Below are 18,003 nucleotides of genomic sequence, written 5' to 3' on the forward strand. Positions count from 1 at the left end.
GCTGGGTAATGGCTCCTGCGGCGGGCAAAATGGGCACCTGGAAAACTATAGACCTTCGGGGTAGGCAGCGCCAACTGCACTACCAACCGGCATAATGGCATCTAGTTCAGCTAGCTCCTGCACCGACAAGGGTAGGCTGGCCGCTGCTACGTTTTGCTCCAGGTACTTGCGGCGCTTGGTGCCCGGAATGGCTACTACCCCCTGCGTGAGCACCCAAGCCAGGGCCAACTGGGCGGCCGTTACGCCTTTGGTTTGGGCCAGAGCCTGCAGCTTTTCTACCAGGGCAATGTTTTTATAGAAGTTCTCGCCCTGGTAGCGCGGAAAAATGCGGCGCGAATCATTCGGCTCGAAGTCGTCCGGGGTCTTGATTTCGCCCGACAGAAAGCCCCGGCCCAGCGGTGAGTAGGCCACGAAACCAATACCCATTTCCTGGGTTGCCTGCAGGATGCCTTCTTCCTCTACGTGGCGGTCGAAGAGGGAGTACTCGGTTTGCAGGGCCGTAATGGGGTGCACGGCGTGGCCCCGGCGCAGCACCTCCACCGATACCTCCGAGAGGCCCAGGTAGCGCACCTTGCCCTCTTCCACCAGCCGGCTCATGGCCCCCACGGTTTCCTCAATGGGTACGTTGGGGTCTACGCGGTGGAGGTAGTAGAGGTCCACGTAGTCGGTGCCCAGGTTGCGCAGGGAGCGTTCAATGGATTTGCGCACGTAGGCAGGCTGGCCGTTGTAGCCGCCGGTCCAGTTTTCCTGGTCGTCTACTTCGAAGCCAAACTTGGTGGCGAGGGTAAACTGCTGGCGCCGGCCGGCAATGGCCCGGCCCACCAGCCGCTCGTTGAGCATGGGCCCATATAGGTCGGCGGTGTCCAGCATGGTCACGCCCAGTTCCAGGGCCCGGTCGATGGTCGCCAGGCTTTCGGCTTCGTCGGCCTCCCCGTACACGCTCATGCCATTTACGCCGGCCGTCATGCCCATGCAGCCCAGGCCCTCTACCGATACGCTCAGGCCCTGGCTGCCCAAGGCTACTTGTTTGATGGTGCTCATGTTGAGTTTGTGAAGTGAGTAGGTGAATAGATTACTGCACAAAGGTCTGGCCGCCATCAGGGGTAGGAGTTATACAAATCACAGGTTCTGCAACACAAAACGCAGCCCAAAAAAAGCCGCCTACTCATCTGCTGGGTAGGCGGCTTTTTTGGGCTGCGTTTTTTAAAGAAGCCGATTAGCGGCCGAAGTCGTCCTGCACGCGCACGATGTCGTCTTCGTCGGAAGGCTGGTTGACGTCGGTGTGCTGCCAGATTTCGGCAATGGTGCCCCAGCCCTCCAGGCCAATGAGGCGGTGCCGCTCCCCCTGCTGTAGGGTAATCTGCTCGCCGGGGCCGTAGGATTTCAGCTCGCCTTCCTCGTCGGTGTGGCTGGTGATGATGCCAACGGTACCGCTCACTACGCGCCAGATTTCGGCGCGACGGTGATGGTACTGCCACGAGAGGCGTTGGTGCGGTGCTACCAGCAGCACCTTGGGGCTCAGTTTACCCGAAATGCGCAGACTGTCCACTGAGAGGCCATCGAAATACGCATCAGCAAACTGCTGGGCCTGGTTTTCGTCAATCACGAAGAAGCCACCCCAGGGGCGCGTTTGGTCCTGGCGCTCAATACCGAAGCCCTGCTGCTGAAGCTGCTGCTCAACTTGTTGGAATATTTCTGCTTTGGAAAGTTCAGAGCTCATAATGTCTTGAAGAAGGAGAAAGGCACAGAAAAATAACCTTACCGGTTGCTGCGGAGCTGCTGCGAGCCGTGCAGCGACGAATCCCGGATAATCAGTTCCGGCTTTAGCACGAGGTGCGGGGGCTCATAGGCCGGGCCGCGCTTGAGCAGCTGCAGAAACAGGCGCACGGCCGTTTCGCCCATCTGCTCGGCGCGCTGGTCTACCACCGTCAGGTGGGGCTGAGTCATGCTGGTGAAGGGCTCATTGCTGAAGCACGCCAGGGCAATATCCTGGGGCACGCGCACGGGCTTCTCGTGGAGTACTTCCAGGGCCCCCACCGACGGAATGGCATAGGAGGCAAACACCGCATCCAGACCAGGAGCCAGGGCCAGCAGGTGCTGCATGGCCAGGCGGCCGGCGTCGTGGGTTAGGGCCGGAAGTGCGTACACGTACTGCTCCTCGAAGGGCAGGCCGTGGTCTTCGAGGGCCGCCTTGTAGCCCAAAAACCGGTTGCGGCTGGTGTTCAGGTGCTGGGGGCCGGCCAGGTGGGCAATCTGGCGGCAACCCTGCTCAATGAGGTGGCGCACGGCCTGGTAGGCGCCCTGAAAATCATCGAGCACCACGGCCATGCTGCGGGGCAGATCGGGGGCGCGGTCGAAGAACACGAGGGGCGTACCCTGCTGGCGCACCTGCTCGAAGTGCTGCAGCTGGTCGTAGGTAGTGGCCGACACCGATACCAGAATGCCCTCTACCTGCGCGGCCAGCAGCGTTTCGATGTTGCGCTGCTCCCGCTGCACGTCTTCGTTCGACTGGCAGAGCAGCACATTAAAGCCTTCGCGGGTAGCCACTTTCTCGATGCCGTTCATCACGGCCGGGAAAAAGTAGCCCTTGATGTGGGGCACGATGACGCCCAACGTTTTGCTGTGACCTTTGCGCAGGGCGGCGGCCAGCAGATTGGGGCGGTAGTTGAGTTCCTGGGCCAGTTGCCGGACCCGCTCCTTGGTGGCTTCGCCAATATCCCGGTGGTCGGCCAGGGCCCGCGACACGGTGGAAGTAGACAGATTCAGCTGCTTAGCTAAGTCACGAAGGGAAATCTGCGGCTTTTTAGCGGCCATTGAGCAGGGCGTTAGGCGAGACCCAACAACCAGCAACCAGTCGGCGAGAGAGGTCGTCGGAAGTCAGGCAGGAGAAGAGCCCAGGGCGGAGTTACAGGGAAACAAACCGGACTGGTTGCCCCGTGCTTGCTGCCTCTGTAGCTTTCTTCGGTGCTAAATATAGAAGCGCAATGGCAAGAGCCGATGCCCGGCACGGGTTTTTTATAGCGTTTGCCCGACCTGAGGAAAGCTGTGCCATCAGCTTTCCTCAGGTCGGGCAAGTGATAATCAGCCCTAGCAAGGTTCAATATCTACGCGGTTTATCTACTGCCTTCACCCTCTTCAGCGCTGCCTATTTCAGGAACTTCAAGCAGGCGAAGGGGGTAGGCGCGGCAGCTCACGCGGGTTCCTTACAACTCTCGCACCCAGATGTTGCGGAAGCTGATAGGGGGGCTAGGGTCGCCGTGGGCCTGGAGCTTGATAGGTGAGGGGCCGTGGGCCTGCTGGTAGCTGGGCTTACCGATGTACTGGGTGGGGCCGGCCAGCACCGTGTTGTTCTGCACCACTACCCCATTAAACCACACCGTCACGCGGGCTGGCGCCTGCAGGGAGCCATCGGCCTTGAACACGGGCGCAGTCCAGAGCACGTCGTAGCTCTGCCACTCCCCGGGCTTGCGGGTGGGGTTAGCCAGCGGGATGTGCTGCTTATAAATGCTGCCCGCCATGCCATTGACGTAGGTTTTGTTTTGGTAGGAGTCCAGAATCTGCAACTCATAGCCCAGGTCGCCCTTGCCGATGGAGGCCAGAAACACGCCGCTGTTGCCGCGGGACTGCCCCGTTTCGGTGATGCCCGGCGGGATGCGCCACTCCAGGTGCAGCTGGTAGTTGGTGAAAGCCTGCTTGGTTTCAATGTTGCCGGCCTTTTTGTCCACGGTCAGCACGCCACCCGCTACCTTCCACTTGGCCGGCGCGGTACGGTTGTCGGTACTCACCCACTGGCTTAGGTCCTGGCCGTTGAAGAGCACCACGGCATCGGAGGGCGGCGGGGCCAGGTTGGGACTGGCCGTTACCGTTTTCGGGACGGGCTGCCACACTTCCGTGTCTTCGGGTTTGCCGGTCTGCTGGGCCTGCGCCATCAAGGAAAAGCTGAGAAGTGATGCGGAAACAAGTACGGCGACCTTCATGGTGGGCAGAGGGGTAGGGAAAACAAAAGAAAGTTGTCATTCCGAGCCAAGCAAGGAAGCTGGGTTAGCCTCTTGTGTTCAATCCAGATTCCTCGCTCCGCTCGGAATGACAGAGGATACTAACTAGGCACCGCTTTACGCGTCGCAGAGTTGCACGGCCTGGCGCAGGGAGGCCAGCTTATCGGCTTGCTGGGGCATGAACTCCTGGGCCACGTAACCCTGAAAGCCCGTGGCTTGGATGGCGCGCATGATGGCCGGGTAGTTCAGTTCCTGGCTGTCCCCTATTTCGTGGCGGCCGGGTACGCCGGCCGTGTGGTAGTGGGCAATGTAGGGGTGATGCTCGGTGAGGGTGCGGATGACGTCGCCCTCGTTGATTTGCATGTGGTAGATGTCGTAGAGCAACTTGAAGTTCTCGGAGCCCATCTTCCGGGCCAGCGCCACGCCCCAGCTGGTCCGGTCGCACTGGTAGTCTTTGTGGTCGATTTTGCTGTTGAGCAGCTCCATTACCAGCACCACGTTGTGCTGAGCGGCCAGCTTGAGCAGGGGCTGCAGGCCGCGGGCGCAGTTTTCCAGCCCCGCCGCATCCGAAAGGCCGCGGCGGCTGCCGCTAAAGCAAATCAGGTTGTGGTAGCCGGCCTGGGCCACTTGCGGAATCATCTCGGCGTACTGCTTCTGCAACTGGGCATGAAACCGCGGGTCGTTGAAGCCATCGGTCAGGTTGATTTCGGCCCCGTTGCACATCGAGGACTCCAACCCGTATTTTTTTAGAGTAGGCCAATCCTTGGGGCCCACCAGGTCGATGCCCCGCAGGCCCATTTCCTTGGCCGCCGTGCAGAGCTGATCCAGGGGTAAATCCTGGAAGCACCAGCGGCACACCGATTGTTTTAGCTTTCCCTTCAAGGCCGTGGTGGTTGCGCTCTGTTTTTCCTCGGCCGTGGGGCTGCAGGCATTGGCCAGGCCCAGCGCCCCCACCGTGGCGGCACTGGTAAGCAGGCCCTGCAGGGCGGCGCGCCGGTTCCAGGTTGGCATACGCGGTGCAGTTAGTTGGCGGCGGAAGCTAGGGTAGGGGCCGCATCATACGGCGCAGCTTCCGTCGCGCGGGGCTGGGGACGGTCCCGGAACAGGAGGAGGAACAGCACCACCACTACCCCCGCAATGCCGGCCGGAATCAGCCAGATCATGCGCCAGTCGTGGGAGGTGGCCGACAGCTGGTAGGCGTCAAAGATGCGGCCTGAAAGTAGGGTGCCGATGAGCATGCCCACCCCGTAGGTAGCCAGCGTGATAAAGCCCTGGGCCGAGCTTTTGAACCGCTCACCCGCCAGGTTGTCGGTGTAAATCTGGCCCGTCACGAAGAAGAAGTCGTAGCAGATGCCGTGCAGCACAATGCCGGCAATCAGCATCCAGTAGCTGCTTTCTCCATTGCCGTAGGCGAAGAACACGTAGCGCAGCACCCAGGCCACCATGCCAATGGCCAGCATCTTCTTGACGCCCAGGCGGCTGAAGAATACCGGAATCAGGAGCATGAACAGCAGTTCCGACACCTGCCCGAGGCTCTGCACACCGGCCGCTTTTTTCATGCCCACCTCGTTAAGGAAGGGGTTGGTGAAGCCGTAGTAAAAGGCCAGCGGAATGCAGATGGCAATGGAAGCCAGAAAGAAAATGAGGTAGGAGCGGTTCTTGAGCAGGCCAATGGCATCGAGGCCCAGCATGTCGCCGAGGGAGGTGGACTGGCCGCGCTTTACGGGCGGGGTAGCAGGAAGCGTGAAGCTAAACAAGCCCAGCAGGGCCGAGGCCCCGGCCGCCATCAGAAAGGTGGAGCGCAGGCTGCCGCTTTGCTCCCAGTTCAGCCAGCCGATGGTAAGGCCGGCCACAATCCAGCCCAGCGTGCCCAGTACCCGGATGGGGGCAAACTCCTTCTGCGGGTTTTGCATCTGCCGGAAGGCAATGGAGTTCACCAAGGCCAACGTGGGCATGTACAACACCATGTAGGTGAGGATGTTGGGGTAGAAAGAGCTAAAGTCAGCAGCCGTGGAAGCCCGCCACAACAGCAGCGCCCCGGCCAGGTGCAGCACCCCCAGGATCTTCTGAGCCGAGAAAAAACGGTCGGCAATGAGGCCAATGATGAACGGGGCCACAATGGCGCCAATGGACTGAGTCAGAAACGCTACCCCCACCTGGGTGCCCGACGCGCTAAGGTTGCGCAGTAGGTAAGTGCCCAGCGTCACGAACCACGCGCCCCAGATGAAAAACTCCAGAAACATCATGATGGACAGCTTAATCCGGGTCGTGGCATTCATACGTGGTGGGGTTTGGAGAGGAAATGGGGGTAGGGAAGAGGCCGGTTCTCTAGCAGGGTAGCTATACTATCGGACTTGGAAAGGAGCCCTATCATCCGGAGTGCAGCGAAGTTCCTGTCGGATGCAAACAACCAGCATAAAATGACTTATGCTAGTATGAGAAAATTCTTCGCAGTACTCCGGATAACAGACGCGGGGTAGCAGACGCTTCTACTTTAGGCTCAAGATGTAGCGGACCATTTCCTGAGCGTCGGCTTCGGAGAGACCGGGGTGCGGGGTCATGGCAATGTCGCCCCAGTTGCCTTTGCCACCGGTTATAACTTTGGTTGCCAGCATCTTCACGTTATCGGGCGTATTCGGATATTTTTCCGCCACGGCTTTGTAGGCCGGGCCGAGCAGCTTGTCGTTTTCGCGGTGGCAGCCGGTGCAGTCGGCGCTTTCAATCAGCTTGGCGCCTTTGGCTACAGCCCCGCCGGTAGGCCCCGTGCCGATTTTGGTAGCACTGGTATCTATCTGGGGCTGGTGGGCCACGGCCGTTACATTGGAGCCCGTGGTGCTATCGGTATTCAGGGTTTCTTCGGAGTCGGCCAGGGTGTATTCCTCCTTGGATTTACCAGCCGTTTTATCCGATTCGGAACCACAGGAAGCCAGGGCAGCGCAGAAACTCAGGAGCAGAAAAGCGTTTTTCATAGTAGAAGGAAGAGAAAGTTACAGGCCCAGCAGTTGGCGGTTGCGGGCGTCGTCGGTGCCGGCGGCCGCGAAGTCGTCGAAAGCCTTGTCGGTGACGCGGATAATGTGGTTTTGGATGAAAGCTGCGCCTTCGCGGGCGCCGTCCTCGGGGTGCTTGAGGGCGCATTCCCACTCCAGCACGGCCCAGCCGGGGAAATCGTACTGCGCCAGCTTGCTAAAAATGGCTTTGAAATCAACCTGCCCGTCGCCGAGCGAGCGGAAGCGGCCGGCGCGGTCTACCCAGTTCTGGTAGCCCCCGTACACGCCCTGGCGGCCGGTGGGGTTGAACTCCGCATCCTTCATATGGCAGGCCCGAATCCGCTCGTGGTAGATGTCAAGGTACTCCAGGTAGTCAAGGCACTGGAGCACGAAGTGGGAGGGGTCGTAGAGCAGGCAGGCGCGGGGGTGCTGCTGCACTTTCTCCAGGAACATTTCGTAGCTGATGCCGTCGTGCAGGTCCTCGCCGGCGTGTACCTCGTAGCACACATCCACCCCGCACTCATCAAACGTGTTCAGGATGGGCAGCCAGCGCCGGGCCAGCTCGGTGAAGCCGGTTTCCACGATGCCCGCCGGGCGCTGGGGCCAGGGGTACACCATGGGCCACAGCAGCGCCCCGCTAAACGTGGCGTGGGCCGTTAGCCCCAGGTTCTGCGAGGCTTTGGCGGCGTATTTGAGCTGTTGCACGGCCCACTCCTGGCGGGCGGTGGGGTTGCCGCGCAGGCCTTCCGGCGCGAAGCCATCGAAGAGCTGGTCGTAAGCAGGATTTACCGCAACCAACTGGCCCTGCAGGTGGGTAGAAAGCTCCGTGATTTCGAGGCCGGCGGCCTGCACTTTGCCTTTCAGTTCGTCGGCGTAGGTTTTGCTTTCGGCGGCCAGCTGCAGGTCAATAAAGCGCTTATCGAGGGTAGGCAACTGCACACCCTTGAAGCCCAGAGAGCTGGCCCACTGGCAGATAGACTCCAGGCTATTGAACGGCGGCTCGTCGGAAATGAACTGCGCCAGGAAAATGGCGGGTCCCTTGATGGTTTTCATGCGCAGCTATACGGTAAACTCGGTCCACTTCTGAGTGGAGCGGCCCGAGGCAATAACGTTTTCAATAAAGGCCATGCCGCGCACTCCTTCCGCAATACCGGGGTAGTCCAGCGCTTCGGGTGGGGCGGTGGTGCCGCTCAGGTCAGCTTGCAGGCTCAGAGCGAAGTTGCGGTAAAGGTTGGCAAAGGCTTCGAGGTAGCCCTCGGGGTGGCCGGCCGGGGTGCGGGTGTTGTGGCGGGCGTAGGAGCTCACGTAGCCCGCACCGGTCCGGCGAATTTCCGTGGGGCGGTCCAGCCACTTCACTTGCAGGGTGTTGGCGTCGGCCTGCTGCCATTCCAGCCCGCCTTTCTCGCCGTACACCCGCAGGCGCACGTTGTTTTCCTCGCCAGCCGCCACCTGGGTAGCTACCAGCACCCCGCTGGCTCCACCCGAGAGGCGGAGCAGCACGGCCCCATCATCATCGAGCTGACGGCCGGGTACTACCGTGTTGATGTCGGCGCAGAGCTGGGTGACGGTCAGGCCCGTTACGTACTCCAGCAGATTGAAGGCGTGGGTGCCGATGTCGCCCATGGCGCCGGCCACGCCGCTGCGGGCGGGGTCGGTGCGCCAGGAGGCCTGCTTGTTGGCGCCGCCCTCCTCGAAGGTGCTGAGCCACCCCTGGGGGTACTCCACGTAAGCCTTCCGAATGGTGCCCAGCTCGCCGGACGCTACCAGCTGCCGGGCCTCTTTTACCATGGGGTAGCCGGTGTAGGTATGCGTCAGGCAGAAGCGGCAGTTGCTGGCCGCCGCTATGTGCTCCAGCTCCTTGGCTTCGGCCAGCGAAAACGTCATGGGCTTGTCGAGAATGACGTGGAAGCCGTTTTCCAGCGCCAGCTTGGCCGGGGCGAAGTGCAGGTGGTTGGGCGTCACGATGGACAGTACCTGCACCCGCTCCACCTCGGGCCGCGCTAGCTCCCGCTGAATCAGCTCTTCGTAGGAGCCATACACCCGCTCGGGGGGTAGGCCCAGCAGTTGCCCGCTGGCGCGGGAAGTTTCGGGGTTGCTGCTAAACGCGCCGGCTACCAGTTCATACAGCCCATCAAGGGCGGCGGCGTGGCGGTGCACCGCCCCAATAAAGGCTCCCTGCCCGCCGCCAATCATTCCTAAGCGAAGTTTCATGCCGTCCAAGTACGCAGATTATCCTGTTTTTCGCAGGAGTGCTAGCAAGGCCAGGTTGAGCCTCGCCATGCTAGGTTAGGTAGTAGCCCAGGCCCGGTCGCCTTTTTTGTAGGGCACGCAGCCGTCGTACTTGCCGGGTACGGGCAGGTAGCGCAGGGCCTTGGTGCTACCTACCTCAGAAGTGAAGTAGCCCAGCAGGGTTAGCTCCTTAATCATGCGGAAGTAGTGGTTGGGCGCTTCCAGGGTCTTGGTTTGACTGTACTGCTTCTGCTCGGCATCGAGGGCCGTGAGCAGGGCCGTGCGCTGGGCCGGGTCTAGCTCCAGGAAGCCCTTGCCGTTTTTCTTCTGGCTGGCTTGCTCCAGCTGGGTCAGGCCTTTCAGGAAAATCTGCTGATCGGCAGGCTTGTAGCAGTCCTTCACCATTACGGCCATGAAGGAGCCCACGTCGGCGGCTTTGGCGCCGGGCGTTTTGGTGGTAGGCAGGATGGTTTCGCCTACTTCGTTGAGGTAGGCTACCTGGTCTTGGCTGAGGAAGGGCTTCTCCTGCTTTTTAGCCGTGGTTTTTTTCTCCTCTTTTGACTCAGGCGAGGAGCAGCTGGTCAGGAAATAGTCGCCGCCGATGATGGTGCCGCCCATGATGAGGGCCACGCGGGTTAGCGCATCTCTTCTGTTCATAGGAGTAGCAGTTACACGTTTTGCTTTTTCAGCTCACCCACGGCGTGGTCTACGGCGCGAGCCGTGAGGGCCATGTAGGTCAGGGAGGGGTTTTGGCAGGCCGCGGAGGTCATGGCCGCGCCATCGGTTACGTACACATTGGGGGCGTCCCACACCTGGTTGTGCTTGTTAAGCACCGAAGTCTTGGGGTCACGGCCCATGCGGGCGGTACCCATTTCGTGAATGCCACCGCCCATGTTGTAGCCGTTGTTGTAGGTCTTCACGTTTTTGAGGCCGGCTTTTTCCAGCATTTCCTGCGCATCCTGCATCATATCGATGCGCATTTTCTGCTCGTTCTCGCGGATGGTAGCGTCCATGGCCAGCACGGGTAGGCCCCACTTGTCCTTCTTCGTTTTATCGAGGAAGATGCGGTTGTCGTGATAGGGTAGGGTTTCGCCGAAGGCCCCCAGGCCCATGGTCCACTGGCCCGGCTCGGTCAGGGCGTCCTTGAAATCACCGCCGAAGCTCATTTCGGCAATTTCCCGGCTCCAACCCTCGCGGCCGGCGCCGCCCTGGTAGCCAAAGCCCCGGATGTAGTCGCGCTTGTCGCCGAACAGATTGCGGAAGCGCGGCACATAAATGCCGTTGGCCCGGCGCCCATACACGTATTTGTCCTCGTAGCCAGGCATTTCGCCGTGGGCTCCCACCCGGAAGTGGTGGTCCATCACGTTGTGGCCCAGCTCGCCGCTGCTGCTACCCAGGCCGTCGGGCCATACGTCGGTAGCCGAGTTCATGAGCACCCAGGCCGAGTTCAGCGCCGAGGCATTCAGGAAGATGATTTTGGCGTAGTACTCGTAGGTCTGGTTGGTTTCCGCATCCAGCACTTCCACGCCCTTGGCCCGCTTGGTATCCTTGTCGTAGAGGATGCGCGTAACGATGGAGTGGGGCCGGAGCGTGAGGTTGCCGGTGGCCACTGCCGCCGGCAAGCTGGCCGATTGGGTGCTGAAGTAGGCCCCGAACGGGCAGCCCAGCCAGCACTTGTTGCGGTACTGACAGTTGGTGCGGTTGTTATGCGGCTTGGTGATGTTGGCCGTGCGCCCAATCACCATGTGGCGGTCTTTGAAGTTCTTTTTGATGCGGGCGGCTACGTCTTTTTCCACGCAGTTCATTTCCATGGGCGGCATAAAGTCGCCGTCGGGCAGTTGGGGTAGCCCGTCGCGGTTGCCGCTGATGCCGGCAAATTTCTCCACCCGGCTGTACCAGGGTGCCAGGTCCTGGTAGCGGATGGGCCAGTCGACGGCGATGCCGTCTTTGGCGTTGGCCTCGAAGTCGTAGTCGCTCCAGCGGTACGACTGCCGGCCCCACATCAGGGAGCGGCCGCCTACCTGGTAGCCCCGGAACCAATCGAAGGGCTTCACCTCTACGTAGGGGCTTTCCTTCTCGTTTACCCAGAAATCGAGGTTGCTCTCGTTCAGGGTGTAGTCCCGGCCCAGCACGGGGTAGTCGGCAATCATCTGCTGGGTTTTGCCGCCGCGGTGGGGCAGCTCCCAGGGGGCCTTGTTGGCATTCACGTAGTCCTTGATGTGCTCCACGTTGCGGCCCCGCTCCAGCATAATCGTCTTGAGGCCTTTCTCCGTCAGCTCCTTAGCAGCCAGGCCGCCCGAAATGCCGGACCCGATGACAATGGCATCGTAGGTATTTTTTTCCATAAAACAGGTGGGATAAGGAAAGCGCAGATGGGCCGGTTTGCCGGCCCGGGAGGGTTATACCAGCGTGCGCTTAATGTGCGCAATGCTTTTCTGAATGCTGTCGAAGGGGGAGCCGGGCGTTTGGTCCTGCTCCACGAAGAAGTACTTCATACCCGCCGTGCCCGCCTGGGCGAAGATGCGCTTGAAGTCGATGACGCCACTGCCTACTTCCGTGAAGTCGTGCTTGGGCGTGTTATCCATGTCCTTCACGTGCCAGAGGGGGAAGCGGCCCGGGTGCTTTTTGAACAGGGCCACAGGATCCTGGCCAGCTTTCGTAGCCCAGTACAGGTCCAGCTCCATTTTCAGCAGGTCTTTGTCGGTGGCGCTCAGCAGCACATCAAAAGGTAGTTGACCTTCTAGGGCCATGAACTCAAAGTCGTGGTTGTGGTAGCAGAGCTGAATGCCCGCTTTCTTGCACCGCTCACCGGCTTTATTGAGGCGGTCGGCCAGCAGCTTGTAGTGGTCGAGGTTGCCGCGCTCCGCTTCCGAGAGGTAGGCGCACACCATGTACTTCACACCGGCCTGGGCTGCATCGTCCACGGCTTTATCCCAGCCGTGCAGCATAGTGCCCTGCACGGGCTGGCCTTTCTCCTGCTCCTCGCCAAGGCGGTAATGGCTGCTGGGCATAATCAGGCCGGCCTGCTTGAGCTGCTTAGCGAAGGCTGCTGGCTCCATGCCGTAGAACTTCTGGCTGCCCGTATAGGTAGCGCCTTCCACGGAAGTGTATCCCAGCTTAGCTATCCGGGCTAAGGTGCCTACCGGGTCTTTTTGCATGGCGTCGCGCACCGTATAAAGTTGCAGGCCTATATAGGATTTGGGTGCAGCGGCTGCCGTGAGCAGAGAAGGAGCTACCACAGCGCCTGCCGAAAGCAGGCTAGCGGACTTTAAAAAGGCACGACGAGATGTAAGCATACAGAGAACGAACAGAAAAGAAACAGGAAGAAGCAGGGCGTTGCCAACAAGCACGGAAACCGCCCATAAACTGGTTGAGAACGGTAATGAACTTCGCTTCCCAGGCAGCTAGCTACCGCCAATGTATCATGCCTTCCGTCGAGAATCCAAGTTGCCTTAGGACGCAATATTCCTTCTCTATTGATGAATAAAGCCGGTTTATACACTTACTGCACACGCCAAATCTGCCTTTACGGCCCTGCTGCCCTTCATTGGCCTTGCACTGAGCCTAAGGTTGTGTTTTAAAAAACACGTATAATATCAACCAGGCAGCGTGTCTTTCTATGAACAATTTCACTCATGTACTCACCCAAGAGGCAAGCATTCCGGATGTAAGTGAAAGCTTACTCACTGCTCTACGGCCAAGAGATGTGGCAAGAACTGTGGGAGGTAGACAGGCCAGTTTGAACTACAGAGGTACGGCTGTGTGGGAGAGCCACACACGAAGCCCCTCAGCGAATGGCAATATGCCACCCGCTGAGGGGCTTCGTGTGCTCTGGTAACTAAGTAGGTTACTGCTGCGCTTGGCGCTTCTTCAACTCATCATAGGTTTTCTGCGACTGAGCATATTGGCGCTCTACCTCCTGGCGCAACTGGCCAGTTAGGCTCTGGCTGCTCAACGCATCTTCGTAGGCTTTGAGGGCCCACTCTTCGCCGTAGATGTTAGCGCCGAGGATAGCTTTTTCGTCGGAGCCGGTAATGGCGGCTTTAGCGTCCATCCAGCGACGGTAGAGCTTGCCTTTCACGGTAGTGCTGGTCTGACGGCCGCCGCCTAGCTCGCGCAGGTACGTGTTCAGCTCGTTGGCAAAGCGCTGGCTCTGGCTAACCAACTGCTTGTAGTAGCCACGCTGCTGCGGGTCCTGGCTTTCATCTACGGCGCGCTGGTAGCCTTCAATCCGGTCATTAACAAAGTACAGCAGCTCGTTCAGCGTAGAAGCCTCATCGGGCTGGCTGTCCGAGCTTTGCTTGTTGCGGGTCGTGAAGTACACGGCCCCGGCGGCGAGCAAGGCGCCGCCCACAATTTTTTGGGTAGTGCTGAGCTTGGAAAAGCTTTTGCCCACTTGTCCGAGCAAGCTGGCTACATTGTCTTTGCCTAGCAGTTGCTGCGCCTGGCCGAGGAGCGAGTTATCGGAATTGGAGGAAGAAGCGGAGTTTGTTTGTGGCTGGTCCATGCAGGAGAAAGAAAAGGGTGAAACTGTTGCTGCCTTTACGGTTACTAAATGCAGTTCGTTAACCTACTTTTATTTTTTCCTGTTTTTCTGCTATCATCCGGGTATTTCTCTGTGCGTTACGTCGCATCCGGCCGCTGCTACCACGCTGTAAAGACAGCTCAGACCGACATCCAAAAAATAAGCGGCATCCTATGTAGAATGCCGCTTATTCTTGTTTAAATCAGCTTATCGGGTGTGATAGGCAACTCCCGGATGCGTTTGCCGGTGGCGTTGAATACAGCGTTGGCAATGGCCGGCGCGACGCCGATAATGGCAATTTCTCCGATGCCTTTGGTACCCAGTGCATTCACATACGGGTCGGGCTGGTTCACAAAAGCTACTTCCACAGCCGGCGAATCGGCGTGCACCGGTACGTGGTAGTCGGCGAAGTCCTTGGTGACGTAGCGCCCGAATCGGTCGTCGATGCGGGCGTGCTCCATCAGGGCCATACCAATGCCGCCCACGGCGCCGCCTTTCATCTGATTGCCAGCGGTTTTCTCGTTTACAATGGTGCCGGCATCGGCGCAGGAAACCAGCTTGCTCACCCGCACCTCGCCGGTAAGCTGATGCACGCGCACTTCCGCAAAATGCACCGAGAAGGAGTACATGGAGTACTTCTGGCCTTCGCCGCCGGGCTTGGCTTCTACCATCACGGCCGTGCCGCCGGCTTGCTTAAGCAAGTCGGCGTAGGATACGCGGGTGTCTTTGTTGCCGCTCACGGTGAGGTAGCCGTCCTGCATGGTTACATCCTCTTTCCGAGCGGAGGTAAAGGCTGGGTTGCTGGCAGCGGCTAGCGTACGCAGTTTGTCTTTCAGGGCCAGGCAGGCTTCCTGGGTAGCCGGACCTACGCTGTTCACGGTGGAGGAGCCGCCCTGGGTGCCCGCTTTCGGGAAGGACGAGTTGCCCAGCTCAAACCGAATTTTATCAGGCGAAATGCCCAGGGTTTCGGCCGCAATCTGGGTCATAACCGTGCCGGTGCCGGGGCCGATGTCGGTGGTAGCGCATTGCAGCAGCACAGTGCCATTGGCCAGCAGCTGGGCGCCTACCGTTGCTGCACCGCGGTGCGCCCCGAAGGTTCCTACCCCCATGCCGTAGCCAATCAGCCAGTCCCCGTCGCGGAGGGAGCCGGGCTTGAGCTGGCGCTTGCTCCAGCCGATGCGGTCGGCACCCAGCTGGTAGCACTCCTTCAGAAACTTGGTACTCCAGGGTTTCTTCTTCTCCGGATCCTCGTCAGTGTAGTTGCGTAGGCGGAATTCCAGCGGGTCGATGTTCAGCAGGTAGGCCATTTCATCCATGGCCGACTCCAGGGCAAATGCGCCGGTGGCCTCGCCGGGGCCGCGCATCCAGATGGGCGAGCCGATATCCAAAGCCGCCAGCCGGTAGCGCGTCGTCACGTTCGGCGACTGATACATCATGCGCGTCTGGGCCAGGGTCGATTCGGTAAACTCCTCGTAGGTAGAAGTCTGGCCAACAGACTCGTGGGTGATGGCCGTGATTTTACCGTCGGGGGTGGCGCTCATGCCCAGCTTCTGCCAAGTGTAGGGCCGGTAGCCCACCATGGTAAACATCTGCTCCCGGGTCAGCATCAGCTTCACGGGCCGGTTGACCACTTTGGCCGCCAACACGGCCGCCGCTTCGTGGGGCCAGCTGTGCAGGGCGTTGCCGAAAGCACCGCCCACGTAGGTAGCAATAACTTTTACGTTTTCTTCAGGCAGGCCCCACTGCTTGGCAAAGTCGCGGCGGGTAGCCATAGTGCCCTGGGTCTTGTCGTAGAGCGTGAGCCGGTCGGGCGCTTCCCAGTGTGCCGTAATGGCTTGCAGCTCCATGGGGTGGTGCACTTCGGTAGGAATCACGTACTCCGCTTCCAGCTTCACAGCGCCCGTTTTGTAAGCATCTACCTGGCCGCGCTGGTAGTCGTTCATCGGGTTCTTGGGGTTCTTCTTGGCAGCGGTGGGCAGGAAGGCGTTCGACTTGTTCTCCTCCAGGTTGGTTTGGTGCGCCTCTTTGGCATACTGCGCCTTCACCAGGCCAGCGGCGTAGCGGGCCCGCTCCCAACTGTCGGCCACCACTATGGCAATGGGCTGGTCGTTGAAGCGGATTTTATCGTCGTTGAACACCTGCAGGGGGTTACCCTGGGTTTGGGGCTGCGAGGGGTCTTTCCCCTCGGGCTTAGGGCCCGGAGGCTTCGGGGCGTTCAGGTGGCTGATGACCGCCAGCACACCCGGGGCGCGCTCGGCCGCTTTGGTATCGAGGCCAGTGAGGCGACCTTTCGTGACGGTGCTACCCACCAGCACGGCGTAGGTGATGTTGGGCAGTTGGTACTCGGCCGAGTAGGTAGCCGCGCCCGTTACTTTCTGGTGGCCGTCCACCCGGTTCATCGGCGCCCCGATTTGCTTTTTCGGCTTGGGTTGTTCGTTCATGAGTTCGGGGCTTAGGCTACGCTGGCGGCGGTTTTTAGCGCCTGAATGATGGTATTAGGGCCGAGCTTGAGCTTGTAGGCGTTGTGCTTGAAGGCTTTAGCGCCCTGCATAGCAATAGCTGCGGCCTGACGGAAGCTTTCTTCGGTGGCGGGCTTGCCTACCAGGGCCTGCTCGGCGGCCGTGAGGCGCCAGGGCTTGTGGGCTACCCCGCCCATAGCAAGGCGAGCAGCTTTGATATTGTTGTTGCTATCGAGGTCCAGCGCCGCCGCTACCGAAAGCAGGGCAAAGGCGTAGGAAGCCCGCTCGCGCACCTTCTGGTAGTGCACATGCTTCGTGAAGGGTCCGTCGGGCACGTCCACGGCCGTAATCAGCTCGCCGGGTTCCAGAGTCGTGTCCTTCTGGGGCATGTCACCGGGTAGGCGGTGTAGCTCGGCAAAAGGAATGCTGCGGTTGCCTTTCGGGCCGCTGACTTGCACGATGGCATCCAGCGCCACCAGGGCCACGCTCATGTCGGAGGGGTGCACGGCAATGCACTTATCCGAGAAGCCAAAGATGGCGTGCATGCGGTTGATGCCCTCCAGAGCCCCGCAGCCAGTGCCTGGCTCGCGCTTGTTGCAGGGCATAGTCGTGTCGTAGAAGTAAGAGCAGCGGGTGCGCTGGAGCATGTTGCCGCCCACGGTGGCCATGTTGCGCAACTGAGCCGAAGCGCCGGCGTTCAGGGCCAGGGCCAAGAGCGGTTGCCGCGCGCGCACCTGCTTGTCGTCGGCTACCGTCGAGTTCAGGGCCAGCGCCCCGATGCGCAGCTTGCCGGGGTCGGCGTCAATGCGGGTCAGGGGTAGCCGGTTTATATCGACCAGCTTCTGCGGGGTCATGACCCCGCGCTTCATCAGGTCGACGAGGTTGGTGCCGCCGGCAATGAAGGTGGCCGTGGCATCTTTCGCTACGGCGTCAATGGCGGCCTGCTGCTTGGTGGGGCGGACGTATTGGAACTGATTCATGTGCTTGATAATTAGTAATTAATAATGAAGAATTACTAATTGACTCCGACAGCTCTGTTGGCTTTACGGTTTCCGGGTATCGGTCCGATAACAAGCCCTGACGCCGTGGCATCAATTAGTAATTACTAATTCTTCATTACTAATTAAACTTTCTGTCCGCCGCCTTTGACCTCCTGAATGGCGGCCACAATGTTGGAGTAAGCGCCGCAACGGCAGATGTTGCCGCTCATGTACTCCCGGATTTCGCCCTCCGAATCAGCTTTGCCTTCCCGGATGCAGGCTACCGCCGACATAATCTGGCCGGGGGTGCAGTAACCGCACTGAAAACCGTCGTGCTTCACGAAGGCTTCCTGCATAGGATGCAGCTTGTCGCCGTCGGCCAGGCCTTCGATGGTCGTGATTTTTTTGCCCTCGTGCATCACGGCAAAGCTCAGGCAGCTGTTCACCCGCTGCCCATCTACGTGCACGGTGCAGGCCCCGCACTGACCGTAGTCGCAGCCTTTTTTGGTGCCCGTGAGGTGGAGGTCTTCGCGCAGGAAGTCCAGCAGCGTAGTGCGGGGTTCTACGGATACCTTGTGCTTGACGCCGTTTACTTCCAGCTTGAGCGGAATTTTTTCGAAAACGGCGGCCACTTTCTCGTCCAGTTCCGCGGAAGCGGCCTGTACCAGTGGCCCGGGCACCAGGGCCATGGCCGTGAGCACCGACGATTGTTTCAGGAAGCTCCGGCGGGCCTCGTCGTGGCCGTTGTCGGGTGTATCGTGTTCAGAAGTCATAGCCATAAAAGTGAAGAGGCGGAAAGAATCCCCAAGGAAGCAAAGACGTAGCAAC

Annotated in this window: 16 protein-coding genes; all 16 read right to left on the reverse strand. The window is 60.0% G+C overall.

Annotated features, from left to right (window positions below; all coding sequences use genetic code 11):
- Nucleotides 1–45: 45 nt before the first annotated feature.
- The 16 genes from K3G63_RS02400 to K3G63_RS02475 all read right to left on the reverse strand — a co-directional run bounded on the left by K3G63_RS02400 (nt 46) and on the right by K3G63_RS02475 (nt 17,948).
- Nucleotides 46–1,041, reverse strand: coding sequence for an aldo/keto reductase (locus tag K3G63_RS02400; protein ID WP_220612493.1), 996 nt, complete (start codon nt 1,039–1,041; stop codon nt 46–48).
- Nucleotides 1,042–1,216: 175 nt separating this feature from the next.
- On the reverse strand, nt 1,217–1,720 hold the full coding sequence (locus tag K3G63_RS02405; protein ID WP_220612494.1) for a phosphoheptose isomerase: 504 nt from the start codon (nt 1,718–1,720) through the stop codon (nt 1,217–1,219).
- Nucleotides 1,721–1,758: 38 nt separating this feature from the next.
- Complete coding sequence (locus K3G63_RS02410; protein ID WP_220612495.1) at nt 1,759–2,814, reverse strand: LacI family DNA-binding transcriptional regulator; 1,056 nt, start codon at nt 2,812–2,814, stop codon at nt 1,759–1,761.
- Between the two features lie 389 nt (nt 2,815–3,203).
- Nucleotides 3,204–3,977 carry a DUF1080 domain-containing protein gene (locus K3G63_RS02415; RefSeq protein ID WP_220612496.1) on the reverse strand — a complete coding sequence of 258 codons (774 nt, stop codon included), beginning with the start codon at nt 3,975–3,977 and terminating at the stop codon, nt 3,204–3,206.
- 135 nt (nt 3,978–4,112) lie between these two features.
- Nucleotides 4,113–5,006: a hydroxypyruvate isomerase family protein gene (locus K3G63_RS02420; RefSeq protein ID WP_220612497.1), complete on the reverse strand. Its 894-nt coding sequence runs from the start codon at nt 5,004–5,006 to the stop codon at nt 4,113–4,115.
- An 11-nt stretch (nt 5,007–5,017) separates the two neighbouring features.
- Nucleotides 5,018–6,274, reverse strand: coding sequence for a nucleoside permease (locus K3G63_RS02425; protein WP_220612498.1), 1,257 nt, complete (start codon nt 6,272–6,274; stop codon nt 5,018–5,020).
- Nucleotides 6,275–6,484: 210 nt separating this feature from the next.
- The gene (locus K3G63_RS02430; RefSeq protein WP_220612499.1) at nt 6,485–6,964 is read right to left on the reverse strand and encodes a c-type cytochrome; all 480 of its coding nucleotides are present in this window, start codon (nt 6,962–6,964) and stop codon (nt 6,485–6,487) included.
- Nucleotides 6,965–6,982: 18 nt separating this feature from the next.
- Nucleotides 6,983–8,035 (reverse strand): sugar phosphate isomerase/epimerase, encoded by a 1,053-nt coding sequence (locus K3G63_RS02435; protein WP_220612500.1) that lies wholly within the window; start codon nt 8,033–8,035, stop codon nt 6,983–6,985.
- A gap of 6 nt (nt 8,036–8,041) precedes the next feature.
- Nucleotides 8,042–9,193 (reverse strand): Gfo/Idh/MocA family protein, encoded by a 1,152-nt coding sequence (locus tag K3G63_RS02440; RefSeq protein ID WP_220612501.1) that lies wholly within the window; start codon nt 9,191–9,193, stop codon nt 8,042–8,044.
- 75 nt (nt 9,194–9,268) lie between these two features.
- Nucleotides 9,269–9,868, reverse strand: coding sequence for a gluconate 2-dehydrogenase subunit 3 family protein (locus tag K3G63_RS02445; protein ID WP_220612502.1), 600 nt, complete (start codon nt 9,866–9,868; stop codon nt 9,269–9,271).
- 11 nt (nt 9,869–9,879) lie between these two features.
- Complete coding sequence (locus tag K3G63_RS02450; protein ID WP_220612503.1) at nt 9,880–11,556, reverse strand: GMC oxidoreductase; 1,677 nt, start codon at nt 11,554–11,556, stop codon at nt 9,880–9,882.
- A gap of 54 nt (nt 11,557–11,610) precedes the next feature.
- A complete protein-coding gene (locus K3G63_RS02455; protein WP_220612504.1) occupies nt 11,611–12,507 on the reverse strand; it encodes a sugar phosphate isomerase/epimerase in 897 nt (298 codons plus the stop codon).
- 551 nt (nt 12,508–13,058) lie between these two features.
- Entirely contained in the window at nt 13,059–13,718 is a 660-nt protein-coding gene (locus K3G63_RS02460; RefSeq protein WP_220612505.1) for a PA2169 family four-helix-bundle protein, read from the reverse strand.
- A gap of 215 nt (nt 13,719–13,933) precedes the next feature.
- Entirely contained in the window at nt 13,934–16,177 is a 2,244-nt protein-coding gene (locus K3G63_RS02465; RefSeq protein ID WP_220612506.1) for a xanthine dehydrogenase family protein molybdopterin-binding subunit, read from the reverse strand.
- 11 nt (nt 16,178–16,188) lie between these two features.
- Entirely contained in the window at nt 16,189–17,175 is a 987-nt protein-coding gene (locus K3G63_RS02470; RefSeq protein ID WP_220612507.1) for a xanthine dehydrogenase family protein subunit M, read from the reverse strand.
- A 143-nt stretch (nt 17,176–17,318) separates the two neighbouring features.
- Nucleotides 17,319–17,948, reverse strand: a complete 630-nt coding sequence (locus K3G63_RS02475; protein ID WP_220612508.1) for a (2Fe-2S)-binding protein — start codon at nt 17,946–17,948, stop codon at nt 17,319–17,321.
- Nucleotides 17,949–18,003: the final 55 nt, after the last annotated feature.

The sequence above is a fragment of the Hymenobacter sp. HSC-4F20 genome (assembly GCF_019599275.1).
Classification (GTDB): domain Bacteria; phylum Bacteroidota; class Bacteroidia; order Cytophagales; family Hymenobacteraceae; genus Hymenobacter.